Consider the following 13,673-nt stretch of genomic DNA (forward strand, 5'->3'; position numbering starts at 1 on the left):
ACGCGGATGCAGGCGGGGCTACCAAAGCCTCATTGAGGCTCAAGCGTCATGGCGCGCCACGAGCTTAGCTCTCCTGGCGAATCACCTTGAACTGGCTCGGCTGAGCCACCGGGCGAATCGTAATGCGATCAAGGTTCACGTGGTGCGGAACGTTCAACGCAAAGGTCACGGTCTGCGCTACATCCTCGGCGGTTAGCGGCTTCTCAACGCCCGCGTAGACGCGCTCTGCAGCTTCCTTAGAACCCAGACGGTTCAGGGAGAACTCCTCGGTGTGCACCATGCCCGGGCAAATCTCAATCACGCGAATATTATTCTCTGCCTCTTCCAGACGGAGCGCCTCGGTCAGGCCGCGAGCGCCGAACTTCGCCGCGTTGTATCCGGCGCCGCCCTCGTAGCCGTGCTCGGCGGCGGTGGAAGTCAGGTTCAGGATCGTGCCGTGACCGTTCATGCGCAGAGCCTCCGCGAAGGCGCGCACCATGTGCAGAATACCGAGCACGTTCATCTGGTACATCTTCAGATAATCGGCGGTCTTACCGTCGGCGACCTTGTCCACGCCGATAGCGCCGCCGGCAATATTGACCAGGGCGTCAATGGTGCCCTGCTCTTCCAGAATCTGCTCGGCAACAAAGCGGACGGAGTGCTCATCGGTCACGTCGCAGGTCACCGGGTGAGCGCCGGTCTCCGCGTAGAGGGTGTAGAGGCGGTCGGTGCGACGCGCCAGAGCGTAGACGGTCCAACCGCTCGCCACCAGCTGCTGAACAGTAGCGCGACCAATACCGCTGGATGCACCGGTCACCACGGCCACTTTGCCGTCACCGGTATGAGGCAGGAAAGGAGATGCAGGAATGTGGGTGTTCTCAGTCATACTTTAATCCTAGTAGAGTGATGCCCGCGGGTGCTCTGTTCGAGCAGACTCGCGGGCATATATTTTGAAATTTTCGATAGTGAGATAGGTGCCGACGCCACAACCACCCGGCCCCCCGTCAGGCTACTACTTGCGGCGGCGCGGCAGGCCCCAACGGCTCCTACCCCCGTCACGGAATCCGAGACGATGCTCAAAATACACGGGCGAGCTACTACCGGTCTTAATCGTGTCCGGAGGGACCGTACCCTCACGCGCAGACAGCAGATAAAGAACCGCAGCGCCAGGCATGAACACTATCAGGGGCAGTACGAAACGCATGCGTGCCTCACCGTAACCGCTACGCACCGTCAAATGCCAGACGCACAACGCCACCAGCACCAGGTGCAGTATCAGCAGAACAGTTTCAGGCGTACCCAAACCAAAAATACTCAGAGAACTCATTGGCAGCTCCTCAAAGGTCGTGTACTTTCAGTCTACGCCGCACCCGCGTCGCTGAGAAGGATTCGCGGGCTGTTGATAGGCAAGATTTTCACGCCTACACTGCAGGTAACCGAAACAGGATATGAGGGGTCATCTCCCCCATTGCCTTTCCGCCGAGTTTGCCGCTGAATCGCCGATTACTCCTCATATAGGGAACCTCCACATGACAGCAACACCGCACCAGCGCATCACCTCTCTTAAAGAGCAGCGCCGTGCCCTCCAGCAGCGGGCGCGCAGCATCCGTGCCGCCGCTGGAACCCCCTACACTTCCGAGATGCACCTGCTGCTCGGGCAGAGCTACCTCGACCCCGCCAGCTGGCAGGAGCTCACCACCTCCAGCGGGGTCCGCGCCGCAGTACGCAGGGCACAATTTGTACGCCGGTACAAGCCCCTCCTGACACGTCTAGAAGCCGCCATCGACCAGTACGAACAGGCAAGTGCAGGCCAGAATTCCCCTGGAGCTGAGAGAATGCCGTGAATATGAGAAAATAGCCGTTATGGCTGAAAACATTTTGGGCTCAGACTCGCCCGTACAGATTAACGTTCCCGACCGCCCTGCCCTCGAAGGCCTCGAAGAGAAGCTCTCGCAGCGCTGGGCCGACGAGAAGACCTACGCATTCGACGAGAACACCACTCGCGAACAGGTCTACTCCATTGACACCCCGCCGCCGACCGCATCCGGCTCCCTGCACGTGGGTCACATGTTCTCCTACACCCAGACCGACGTCATTGCACGCTACCAGCGCATGACCGGAAAGAACGTGTTCTACCCCCTCGGCTGGGATGACAACGGCCTGCCCACCGAACGCCGCGTTCAGAACTACTACGGCGTTCTCTGCGACCCCTCCGTGGCAGACAACGACTCCTTCCGTGACCTGATCACCTGGAAGGCAGACGGCACCCCCAAGCCCGACCGCAGCCAGGCAAAGTGGCCGCGCATCTCCCGCAACAACTTCATTGAACTCTGTGAAGAGCTCGCGGTTGAAGACGAGAAGGTCTTCGAAAACCTCTTCACCACCCTGGGTCTGTCCGTTGACTGGTCGCGCACCTACCGCACCATCGACGCGCACTCCCGCAAGGTCTCCCAGCTCGCCTTCCTGAAGGACCTGGAAGCAGGCAACGCCTACATGGCTGAAGCACCGACCATGTGGGACGTCACCTTCCGTACCGCAGTGGCACAGGCTGAGCTGGAAGACAAGGAACGCCCCGGCGCGTACCACCGCATCAGCTTCCACCGCCCCAACGGCGAGAAGGTCTGGATTGAGACCACCCGCCCCGAGCTGCTGCCCTCCTGTGTGGCTCTCGTGGCGCACCCGGACGACGAGCGTTACAAGCCGCTGTTCGGCACTACCGTCACCTCCCCGCTGTTCGGCGTTGAGGTCGAAATCAAGGCGCACCCGCTGGCACAGCCCGACAAGGGTGCCGGTATCGCCATGATCTGTACCTTCGGTGACACCACCGACGTCACCTGGTGGCGTGAACTGCAGCTGGACACCCGCGCCCTCATCGGTCGCGACGGCCGCTTCTCCCGCGAAATCCCCGAGTGGATCACCTCCGCTGAGGGCCGCGAGCGCTACGAGCGCATGGCAGGCACCACCGTCTTCACCGCACAGAAGACCGTCGTGGAAATGCTGGTTGAGGCTGGCGAAATGGACGGCGACCCCAAGCCGATTACCCACCCCGTGAAGTTCTACGAGAAGGGCGACAAGCCCCTCGAAATCGTTGCTTCCCGCCAGTGGTACATCCGCAACGGTGGCCGTGACGCTGCACGCCGCGAGAAGCTCATCGAGCGCGGCCGTGAGATGAACTGGTACCCCTCCTTCATGCGTAGCCGCTACGAGAACTGGGTTGAGGGCCTGAACGGCGACTGGCTGATTTCTCGCCAGCGTTTCTTCGGCGTTCCCTTCCCCGTCTGGTACCCGCTGGACGCTGAAGGCGAGCCGGACTACGAGAACCCGATCCTGCCTTCTGAGGACATGCTGCCGGTTGACCCGGCATCTCAGGCTGCTCCCGGTTACACCGAGGATCAGCGCGGCGTAGCGGGCGGCTTCATCGCCGACCCGGACGTTCTGGACACCTGGGCTACCTCCTCCCTGACCCCGCAGATTGCGACCGGTTGGGGCGTGGACCCGGACCTGCACGCGAAGACCTTCCCCATGGATCTGCGCCCGCAGGGTCACGACATTATCCGCACCTGGCTGTTCTCCACCGCTGTTCGCGCGGAGACCCTGGCATCCTCCGTGCCGTGGTACAACACCGCGCTCTCCGGCTGGATTCTCGACCCGGACCGCAAGAAGATGTCCAAGTCCAAGGGCAACGTTGTGGTCCCCAACGAGGTTCTGGAGAAGTACGGTTCGGACGCTGTGCGCTACTGGGCTGCTTCGGCTCGCCTGGGTGCTGACACCGCCTACGACGAAGGCCAGATGAAGATTGGTCGCCGTCTGGCGATCAAGCTGCTGAACGCATCCAAGTTCGTGCTGAACCTGGGCGCTACCGAGAAGTCCGTGATTACTTCTCAGGCTCAGGGCCGCGTGCTCATCAATGCCCTGGACCGCTCCCTGCTGGCTCGCCTGGCGTACCTGATTGAAGAGGCAACCGCTGCGTTCGAGAAGTACGAGTACGCTCGTGCCCTGCAGATTTGCGAGAGCTTCTTCTGGTCCTTCACCGACGACTTCGTCGAGCTGATTAAGGACCGTGCGTACGGTGCTCGCGGTGAGGAGGAGCAGGCTTCCGTTCTTGCCGCGCTGGCAACCACCTTGGATGCTCTGCTGCGCCTGTTCGCTCCCTTCCTGCCCTTCGTGACCGAAGAGATTTGGTCCTGGTGGCGTGCAGGTAGCGTGCACCGCGCCGAGTGGCCGCAGGCACTGCCCATCCTGGAGGGCACCCTGCTGGCTGAGTACTCTGCACAGAACCCGACCGCCGGCATTTCGGCCCAGTGGGTCCTGGCGGACGCTGACCCGGCTCAGATTGAGTCGCTGAAGCAGATTCTGCCGGATGTTGCTGAGGCTCTGGGCGGCCTGCGTAAGGCTAAGAGCGACGCGAAGGTTAAGCAGCGCACCGAGGTTGAGTCCGCTACTATTGCGGCTCCTCAGGCTCAGCTGGATCGCATTGCCGCTGGCCTGGCTGACCTGAAGGCTGCCGGTAACGCTCGTGAGCTGTCCCTGGTGGCAGCTGAGGGCGAGCTGGAGGTTCGCGACGTTGTACTCGTTGTGGAAGAAGCAGCTGAGTAATCGAATCTAACGTTCATCGCTTAGTGACATAACACCGAGTTGGTGTTGAGGACGGGGCGGTACCGATTGACGGTACCGCCCCGTTTTCTGTGTCTGCGGTTCGTTGGTTTCTGTGGGCAATGTATTTGGAGAGCATGCTACTCGACTGCACACGGTGCTTTGCAGGGTACTTTTACAACTCTGACTAGAGGCTTTACACATTCAGCAGCTGCGGGTGCCCGCGCCCATCCGGGAGAACCTTCACAACCTCCTCCCCCAATAATGTGGGTTTTAGTCTGCTGTTCTGTGGGTATTTCGTGGGATTTCCAACCCCTTTTTCTATTCATCAATGTGCAAAGAGCATAATCAACCTTATGAGATTGACTGTCACTTTATGTATGATTGTTGATGTGAGGGTTTTACCATCAGGAACAACCCTCTATTCAACTTCAGCAACGAACAAATCACCGGTACGAGCAAAGACATACCCCGACCAACCGCACGACAGTAAACCACCCCCGTCAGGCGCAGTGATGCATCCTGACTCTGACCCGCGCCAAAGTAGGCGCACCCGTATTACCCCATGAATTCACATTCTTCATCTTCCGGATTACCGCAAGAGCCTCATGCGAGGCAGAGCTCAGTTAGCTCACCGTCAGGAGCGCAAGCAAACATCTCTCCCGACCAGCTTCAGCACTATCACACGAGCCTGAACGAATACATCAGCCAGGCACGTGAGCACGCCCAGGCGCTGCGTGCCAGCTACACCAACGAGGTGTACGAGCTGTGGCATCAGCACATTTCCACCAGTGCTGCCGCCGATGAGGCGAGTATTGCCTCCGGCCTGCTGACCGCTCAGCAGCTTGAGGAACTGACCCGCAAGTGGGTGCGCCTCATGCGTGAGAGCCGCGACATGCTGCATCACGAAAGCACTATTGCTGCGGCACGTGCCGCGGTTGAGGCTAAGCCCCTCCCCGAGTAGGACTCCCCGCACAGTACATGTCTACTTTGGGAAGGTACGAATAGGGCTAGCACTCCCCCTGTTTCTTCTGTTGTTCATTTCTCCCGTTATTCAACGCATTTTCAGCACACGCTCCGCGCGTTGAACCATCCCGCGAATCCGTGGCGGGGCGTATCGAACCAAGCGATTAAGCCCTGCCCGGAACGGACGCATCTGGCAACCCGCCCCTTGCTATAGTTATGTGATATTCAAAGAGCCTAACTATGTTGCAGAAAGGGCGGGAATGTCCCACCAAAAACGCGTCCTACGGCCTATACGTAGCGATGTTGCTCCCCCAGTCACCTCGCCACCGGTCTACCGTGGCGATATTGATACGCGTGGTGAGGCGCAAGATCTCGTGCCGCGTAGCTTCTGGGTTGGTTTCTGGGATACCGTTTTCTTCATCTTTGCAGGCGTAGCCGCCCTGGTGCTTACCTTCATGATTCTGGCGAATACGGTCGGCCACTCATGGTGGGGTTTCCCCATTGCGATTATCTTCTGGGCGGTCACCGCGTACCTGACGCTACCGCGTTTTCACGCCATTATGACCCGCATCTACGTGCCCGACTACTTCATTGGGCGCACCCGCACCCCGGATGGTCTGCTCGGCGACCCGGTCAATATCGGTCTGATTGGTACCGAGGAGCAGATTCACCAGGTCATGCAGGACGCCGGCTGGACCCGCGCGGACGACGTCACGCTCGTCTCCTCGTGGAAGATTATTCTTTCCACCATCACCCGCCGCTCCTACACGGAGGCGCCGGTCTCCCCGCTGAAAATTTTCGGCAAGACCCAGGCTTTCGCCTACCAGAAGGAAGTGGACGGCAACCCCGAGAAACGCCACCACGTGCGCTTCTGGAAAACCCCGGACGGCTGGCTACTGCCGGGCGGTCACCAGGTGGATTGGCTGGCGGCGGGCACCTACGACTCCGGTGTGGGTTTCAGCTTCTTCACTCTGCAGGTCACGCACCGCATTGACGCTGAAACCGACTTTGAACGCGACTATATTGTGGAGTCCATTCAGTACGCTCACCCGGAAACCCACGTTGAGATTCTGCACGATTTCTCCTCCGGTTACCACGCCCGTAACGGCGGCGGCGACGCGATCCGAACGGACGGCGCGCTCCCGGTCATCGTCCTGAACAATGAGGGCCTGGAGCCGCAGGAGCAGGAAGAAATTCACCTCTCCAGCGCTCACGACCTGGCGTACCGCATGCCGCTCAGCCTGCTGGTTGGTTCGGGCATGCTCATCGCCGTGACCCTCGCCGATATTGTCAACAGCGTCATTTTGGCGCTCAGCCGCCCGGCGCTTCGCGCCAAGCTGCTGGAGGAAGGCTCCGGCAACGATCTTGAGTTGCTGAATCTCTTCGACCAGGTGGATAGCTCCGTGTTGCTGACCATTACCGGTACGGTGCTGGTTGGTTTTGTGGCGATCTATTCGGCGGTGCACCTGTTCTTGCTGTGGAGCACACTGCGCGGCTCTTCGAAGGCACGCCGACTGGCTCTGCTGTTGACGGCGCTGAACTTCGCGGCGATTACCGGCGGCGTGCTGTGGGGGCACCAGTCCCTGCCGCTGTCCACGATTTTCTTCCAGCTGGGTGTTGCAGTGTTTGCGATGCTGGCGTTCACCTCGGACGCTGCGGTTCAGTACACGGCGACCCGCACCTTCCATATGCGCGATACGAAGATTGTGCAGCGGGCAACGCACCCGAAGGTTCTGGAACACAGGGCACAGCGCAAGGCGAAGAAAGCACAGAAGGCACGCAAAGCTACCGCTGCGAGCCGTAGCCACCAAGCGTAGCTACAAGCCCTCAGCGCGACATAGTGAATAGAAAAATACCGCCCGGTCAATGCATGACCGGGCGGTACTTCTATGCTCTGCAGCCGCAGACTCTACCGAGCCTCAGCGCACTGCAGGAATCTCAGCACGTTGCAGGAATCTTAGGCTTCGCCGTCCTCACCGTGGAAAATCGGGCCCACGTTACGGGGGCGCTTCAGCTCAAAGAAGCCGGGGTAGGAAGCCAGCGCCAGCGCGCCGTCGAAGAGCTTACCTGCTTCTTCACCGGCGGGGCTCGGGGAGATAACCGGGCCGAAGAACGCGGTGCCGTTAATCGAAATCAGCGGAACACCCACATCGGTGCCACCCACGGTCTCCAGGGCGAGGTCCAGGGATGCGCGCATCTGCTCATCGTACTGGTCGGTGAAGGCGACATCCACCAGCTCTGCGGGCAGGTTGACCTCAGCCAGCGCCTTGACGATCGCGTCGCGGTAGGAATCAGCCTTGTTGCTGTTGTGGTGAATCTGCTCGCCCAGAGCGTCGTAGAGGGGCTTGATAACCTCGTTACCGTGCAGCTCGCGCACGGCGGTGATGAGGCGGGTCGGCGCCCAGGACTGGTCCATCATCGCCTGGTAGTCGGCGGGCAGCTCGCGGCCCTGGTTGTGCATGGACAGGGAGAAGGGGCGCCAGGTCACCTCAACGTTGCGGACCTTCTGCACCTCACCGATCCAGCGGGAGGTAATCCAGCACCAGGGGCAGATCGGGTCAAACCAGAAATCAACCTGTGCGGGTGCGTTCTCAGCCATGAGTGTTCCTCTCTCATACGGTTGCGCCAGCCGCTTCTATGAGCCGGCGCTTATTCTTCGGTACACGCTCTTCAGCACACACCCTTCAGCACATGCCAGCGAGCGGTACCTGCTAGTGAGCCGTCACCCCGTATAACCGGGGCGACGGCTTCTTTATTCCCTAGCCTGTCGGCTGGAAGTATTCGGTTATGCAGCCTGACGGTCCGCGTCCTTCAGGGAGGTGGCCTTCGCCTCCCCCTTCACGGTGCGGGTGGTCTCGGCTTCGGGGTCGGGCGCCTGTAGCACATAGCGGGGTTCCGCGCCGTTGAGCACGGTGTCCTCACCGATGACGATAGACACCACGTCGGTGCGGTCCGGGATGTCGAACATAATCGGCTGCAGAATCTGCTCCATCATGGAGCGCAGGCCGCGAGCACCGGTACCGCGCTCGGCGGCGAGGCGAGCAATAGCCGCGACTGCTGCGTCGTCGATGATGAGTTCCACGCCGTCCAGGGCAAAGAGGTGACGGTACTGCTTGAGCAGCGCGTTCTTCGGCTCGGTCAGCACGCGAGCTAGCTCTTCTTCGTTGAGCTCGCTCAGGGTCGAGATGACCGGCAGGCGGCCAATCAGCTCGGGGATGATGCCGTAGTGCGCCAGGTCCTCGGGCATAATCTGGTCCAGCGGGTTCTTCACGGAGCCGCCCAGTTCAGCGCCGAAACCGATGCCGCCGGCACCCACGCGGGCTGCGATGCGGTCGTCAATATTATCGAAGGCGCCAGCCACGATGAAGAGAATATTGGAGGTATCAATCTCAATGTTTGCGTGCGCCGGGTGCTTGCGGCCGCCCTCCGGGGGTACGGTCGCCACGGTGCCCTCAATAATCTTCAGCAGCGCCTGTTGCACGCCCTCACCGGACACGTCACGGGTGATGGAGAGGTTCTCGCCGCCCTTACGGGCAATCTTGTCAATCTCGTCAATGTAGATGATGCCGCGCTGAGCCTTAGCAATATCGCCGTCAGCGACGTTGATGAGGCGCAGCAGAATGTTCTCCACGTCATCACCCACGTAGCCCGCCTCGGTGAGAGTGGTTGCGTCGACCAGGGCGAAGGGCACATCCAGCTTCTTCGCCAGGGTTGCCGCCAGGTAGGTTTTACCGCAGCCGGTCGGGCCGAGCATCAGAATATTCGACTTGCCCAGCTCCACCTGCTCCCCCGCGGTCGCCGAAAGAATGCGGGAGGTCAACACCGGGTTATCAATATCGTGGATGCGCTTGTAGTGGTTGTACACCGCCACCGCCAGGGTGCGCTTCGCCGCGTCCTGACCGATGACGTAGTCGTTGAGGTAGCTGTAAATTTCGCGCGGAGTAGCCAGCTGAGGCGCGGGCGCAGCCGCGGGGGCCTTCACTTTCAGACGCTCTTCAGCGAGGATCTCTTCGCACAGCTCCACGCATTCGTCGCAGATGGAAACGTTCGGGCCGAGCACAATCTTGAAAACCTGCGCGCGAGTCTTCTTGCAGAAGGAGCATCGCATGCTGGCGTTGGGCTGTTCGGGAGGCACAATGATGTCTGTGGCCACGAAGATTCCCTTTCGATCGGCGTGGTGAAATCGGCGCAGAAGGGTCAGTGACCTGGTGTCTGCGGTGATTTCTCAGGAGGGGCACCGGCGGGTGGTGGGCGCCCTGGTTTGAGCGAGAAAACGGTATGAAATACTCGAATTTTCTCCTTCTCTAAGGCTACCGGAGTTCACCCCGGAACCAAGAATTACGCACCGCAAATGGACGGACTTACCGGGCATATGACAAAGCGCGTCTTTTATGACGGCGGCGGGCGCTTTCACGTCGGCATATGACGGCAACGCGCCGCAAGAAACCACAAAGAAAGCGCAAGTCAACGCCATATATCAGCTTGGTTCGCCGCCCCACCCGACAAGGGCAAAAAGGAGCGGCAAAGCACAAAAAGGGACGGCACCGCACCGCGCACCAGCCCGAAGGCTCGCACACGGAGCGATGCCGCCCCTCCCCCGAAAAATGCTCGGGGGTATTCCTCAAAACTAAAGTTTAGGTGTGGGAAATAGCGGTGTTGGTCGCAGGCTTACGCAGCTTACGCGACTCCAGCACCTTGTCGACCAGGCCGTACTCCAGGGCAGCAGCCGCAGTCAGAATGTTGTCACGCTCGATGGAGCGGTCAACTTCCTCATAGGTCTTGCCCGAGTGCAGTGCCAGGGTCTGTGCAGTCCACTCACGCATACGCATAACCTCGTTCGCGTGAATCTCAATGTCAGAAGCCTGACCGCCCTGCTGGCCGCTCAGAGCGGGCTGGTGAATCAGCACGCGAGCGTTCGGCAGTGCCAGACGCTTGCCGGGGGTACCGGCAGCCAGCAGAACCGCCGCAGCGGATGCCGCCTGACCCAGGCACACGGTCTGAATCTCGGGGCGAATGAACTGCATCGTGTCGTAGATAGCGGTCATCGCGGTGAAAGAGCCGCCGGGCGAGTTGATGTACAGGGTGATGTCACGCTCGGGGTCCTGCGCCTCCAGAACCAGCAGCTGAGCCATGATGTCGTCAGCGGATGCGTCGTCCACCTGGGTGCCCAGGAAGATGATGCGGTCCTCAAACAGCTTGGCGTACGGGTCCTGACGCTTGTAACCGTAGGGGGTGCGCTCCTCGAAGCTGGGGAGCACGTAGCGGTTGCTCGGCATAGCCGGCGCCGAGGTGGTGATATCGTTCGGCAGGTAGTTCATGTGCATCTCCCTTATGCGTTCTTCGATTCGGGCAGCTTACCGGCGGTGGTGGCAATGTGGTCGAAGAAGCCGTACTCCAGGCCTTCTTCCGCGTTGAACCAGTTGTCGCGGTCGTTATCCTTCAGGATGGTTTCCAGGCTCTTACCGGTGCGCTCAGCGGTAATCTCTGCCAGGCGCTTCTTCATATCCAGAATCAGCTCAGCCTGGGTGCGGATATCCGATGCGGTACCGCCAATGCCACCGAGGGGCTGGTGCATGAGGATGCGGGCGTTCGGGGTTGCGTAGCGCTTGCCGATGGTGCCTGCGGTGAGCAGGAACTGACCCATGGATGCTGCCATACCGGTCACCACGGTCACCACGTCGTTCGGGATGAGCTGCATGGTGTCGTAGATAGCCATACCAGCGGTCACGGAGCCGCCGGGCGAGTTGATGTACAGGTAGATGTCTGCCTCGGGGTCTTCAGCCGAGAGCAGCAGCATCTGGGAGCAGATGAGGTTAGCGTTGGAGTCGCGCACCTCGGAGCCGAGCCAGATAATGCGCTCCTTCAGGAGGCTATTGTAGACGTAATCTTCCTGGGCACCAACGATGGGGGTTGCCATAGACGGCGCGGGCGCCACGCCGGCTGCCTGGGAGGCGCCGATGGGCAGAGGCATGTAGCTGGACATTCTTCCTCTTCTTCTCTAATGGGTCTTCGCTGCATCTTTGCGCGATTTACGCGCCGGAGCGCACGCGAAAAGTTTCGTTGCTACTACCTTACCGATAGTTGCCCTCCCCCGCTTCCCTTCGCGTTGTTCGTTCGCCAGGGGGTGAAGCACAGCGCTCAGCATGTGCGGTACTGACGAGCCTGCATACGCGTTCGGGAACAAATCGGGGGTGATTCTGGGGATTAAAAGAGCCTCAGCGGGCACCCAACCGGTAACTCGGTGGATGCCCGCTGAGGCTACACGTTTCAAGCAATCAGCTCACCCTATTAGCGGGGCGGCTTCTTGCGGACCGTGGCGGGGATTTAGGCAGCTGCCTCTTCGCCCTCACCCAGGTACTTGGACAGGTCAACAACGTTGCCCTTGGTGTCCTTGACCACTGCGGTCTTCAGCACTGCGGCCAGAGCCTTGGAGCGGCGAACCTCGCCGACCAGTGCGCCAGCCTGGCCGGAGCCGTCCAGCATCTGTGCGAACTGGTTGGGATCCATGCCGTACTGGGAGCTCATGGTGATGATGTAGTTAATCATCTCAGCCTGGTCAACGGTCACTTCTTCCTTGTCCGCAACAGCGTCGAGAACCATCTCGTTCTTGAATGCGGTCTCGGTGTTGGCGCGAACCTCGGCGCGGTGCTCCTCGGTGTCGTGGCCAGCTTCAGCGTTGGGGTTGTTGAAGTGCTGCTCGAGCTGATCCTCGATAACCTTCTCGGGGACGGGAACCTCAACCAGCTCAACGAGCTTTGCGAGGACCTTGTCGCGTGCCTGGGTGCCCTGCTCGGCAACCTTAGCCTCAGCAACCTGCTTCTTGATGTCTTCCTTCAGCTCGTCGATGGTGTCGAACTCGGAAGCCAGCTGTGCGAACTCGTCGTCAGCTGCGGGCAGCTCGCGCTCCTTGACTGCGGTCAGCTTGACCTTGATGACAGCCTGCTCGCCTGCGTGCTCGCCACCGGAGAGCTTGGTCTCGAAGGTTGCGTCCTCGCCAGCGGACAGGCCGGTCAGAGCCTCGTCGATGCCGTCGAGCATGGTGCCGGAACCGATCTGGTAGGACAGGTCGTTTGCTGCGTCAACCTGCTCACCGTCGATCTCAGCTGCGATGTCGATGGTCACGAAGTCCTTGTCAGCTGCGGGGCGCTCAACGGTCTTCAGGGTGCCGAAGCGCTCACGCAGAGCGTCCAGTGCCTGAACCTCGTCCTCAGCGGTGACCTCTACCTCGTCAACCTCAACCTCGAGACCCTCGTAGTTGGGCAGCTCGATTTCGGGGCGGACGGTGACGGTGATGGTCAGCTTGACGTCTGCCTCACGGTTCTCGGTGGAGGGCTGGGACTGAACGTCCAGCTCGGGCTGTGCCAGGGGGGAGAGTTCGTTCTCGCCCAGTGCCTGTGCGTAGTAGTCGTTCAGAGCGTCGTTCAGGGATGCCTCGACGATGTAGTCGAAGCCCGCACGCTGCTCGATGAGCTGCTTGGGCAGCTTACCCTTGCGGAAGCCGGGAACGCTGATCTGGCCTGCGAGGTTCTTGTAGGTGCGGTCCAGGTAGGGCTTGAATTCTGCGAAGGGAACCTCGACCTCAATCTTTGCGAGGGTCGGGTTGAGCTTCTCGACGGCGGTCTTCACGTCCGTGATCTCCTCATATAGTTTCGGTGCGGCACAGATCGTGCGTGCCGCGGTTGCTTAGTGGAAAGAGCGCCACAACAACGTGCGTCGCGGCAACCGTTTCACGTCGGGGCGACAGGATTCGAACCTGCGATCTCCTGCTCCCAAAGCAGGCGCGTTAGCCAAGCTACGCCACGCCCCGTGAAACCGACCGTGTTGTGCACTTGCGTGTTTAACACAGTCAGTGCCCTAGTTTACCTGTTTTCCCGCTAAATGCCCAACACAGCGGCTCGTGCACGGTTTATTTCCACTGTGCGCGTACTCGCCCCATAAGGATGCACAGACCCGTACAAAAAGCGGAGGCGAGCCCCCGCAAGAACATGCAAAAACCACCACGCAAAACCGCGCCAACGCACCAAAGAGTTTGACAGCGCAGACGGAACCTAGCTACTATGGTCAAGTTCCATTTTCGGGGATGTAGCTTAATGGTAAAGCCTCAGTCTTCCAAACTGATTACGCGGGTTCGATTC

The 13,673-nt window shown here is 60.2% G+C and carries 10 protein-coding genes and 1 tRNA gene; 3 read left to right on the forward strand and 8 right to left on the reverse strand.

The window, feature by feature from the left end; all coding sequences use genetic code 11:
- Positions 1-64: 64 nt before the first annotated feature.
- Both AB8E48_RS08445 and AB8E48_RS08450 read right to left on the reverse strand, forming a co-directional pair.
- Complete coding sequence (locus AB8E48_RS08445; protein WP_368886423.1) at positions 65-865, reverse strand: SDR family oxidoreductase; 801 nt, start codon at positions 863-865, stop codon at positions 65-67.
- A 126-nt stretch (positions 866-991) separates the two neighbouring features.
- The gene (locus tag AB8E48_RS08450) at positions 992-1,306 is read right to left on the reverse strand and encodes a penicillin-binding protein (RefSeq protein ID WP_296546439.1); all 315 of its coding nucleotides are present in this window, start codon (positions 1,304-1,306) and stop codon (positions 992-994) included.
- Between the two features lie 536 nt (positions 1,307-1,842).
- Here AB8E48_RS08450 and valS point away from each other — a divergent pair.
- The 3 genes from valS (at position 1,843) to AB8E48_RS08465 (ending at position 7,355) form a co-directional block, all read left to right on the forward strand.
- Positions 1,843-4,575 carry a valine--tRNA ligase gene (gene valS / locus AB8E48_RS08455; protein ID WP_368867344.1) on the forward strand — a complete coding sequence of 911 codons (2,733 nt, stop codon included), beginning with the start codon at positions 1,843-1,845 and terminating at the stop codon, positions 4,573-4,575.
- Between the two features lie 754 nt (positions 4,576-5,329).
- A complete protein-coding gene (locus tag AB8E48_RS08460) occupies positions 5,330-5,536 on the forward strand; it encodes a hypothetical protein (protein ID WP_314657608.1) in 207 nt (68 codons plus the stop codon).
- Positions 5,537-5,798: 262 nt separating this feature from the next.
- A complete protein-coding gene (locus tag AB8E48_RS08465) occupies positions 5,799-7,355 on the forward strand; it encodes an LssY C-terminal domain-containing protein (protein WP_368886424.1) in 1,557 nt (518 codons plus the stop codon).
- A gap of 140 nt (positions 7,356-7,495) precedes the next feature.
- Here AB8E48_RS08465 and AB8E48_RS08470 read toward each other — a convergent pair whose 3' ends face one another.
- The 6 genes from AB8E48_RS08470 to AB8E48_RS08495 form a co-directional block, all read right to left on the reverse strand.
- The gene (locus AB8E48_RS08470) at positions 7,496-8,137 is read right to left on the reverse strand and encodes a DsbA family oxidoreductase (RefSeq protein ID WP_294627318.1); all 642 of its coding nucleotides are present in this window, start codon (positions 8,135-8,137) and stop codon (positions 7,496-7,498) included.
- A gap of 186 nt (positions 8,138-8,323) precedes the next feature.
- The gene (gene clpX / locus AB8E48_RS08475; protein ID WP_368886425.1) at positions 8,324-9,691 is read right to left on the reverse strand and encodes an ATP-dependent Clp protease ATP-binding subunit ClpX; all 1,368 of its coding nucleotides are present in this window, start codon (positions 9,689-9,691) and stop codon (positions 8,324-8,326) included.
- Between the two features lie 481 nt (positions 9,692-10,172).
- Entirely contained in the window at positions 10,173-10,862 is a 690-nt protein-coding gene (locus AB8E48_RS08480) for an ATP-dependent Clp protease proteolytic subunit (RefSeq protein ID WP_012903382.1), read from the reverse strand.
- A 5-nt stretch (positions 10,863-10,867) separates the two neighbouring features.
- The gene (locus AB8E48_RS08485) at positions 10,868-11,521 is read right to left on the reverse strand and encodes an ATP-dependent Clp protease proteolytic subunit (RefSeq protein ID WP_005505718.1); all 654 of its coding nucleotides are present in this window, start codon (positions 11,519-11,521) and stop codon (positions 10,868-10,870) included.
- Positions 11,522-11,862: 341 nt separating this feature from the next.
- The gene (gene tig, locus AB8E48_RS08490) at positions 11,863-13,164 is read right to left on the reverse strand and encodes a trigger factor (protein WP_368886426.1); all 1,302 of its coding nucleotides are present in this window, start codon (positions 13,162-13,164) and stop codon (positions 11,863-11,865) included.
- A gap of 106 nt (positions 13,165-13,270) precedes the next feature.
- Positions 13,271-13,345: transfer RNA gene (locus tag AB8E48_RS08495), tRNA-Pro, on the reverse strand.
- Between the last annotated feature and the right edge of the window lie 328 nt (positions 13,346-13,673).

This window comes from Rothia mucilaginosa (assembly GCF_964211445.1).
Taxonomy (GTDB): domain Bacteria; phylum Actinomycetota; class Actinomycetes; order Actinomycetales; family Micrococcaceae; genus Rothia; species Rothia mucilaginosa_E.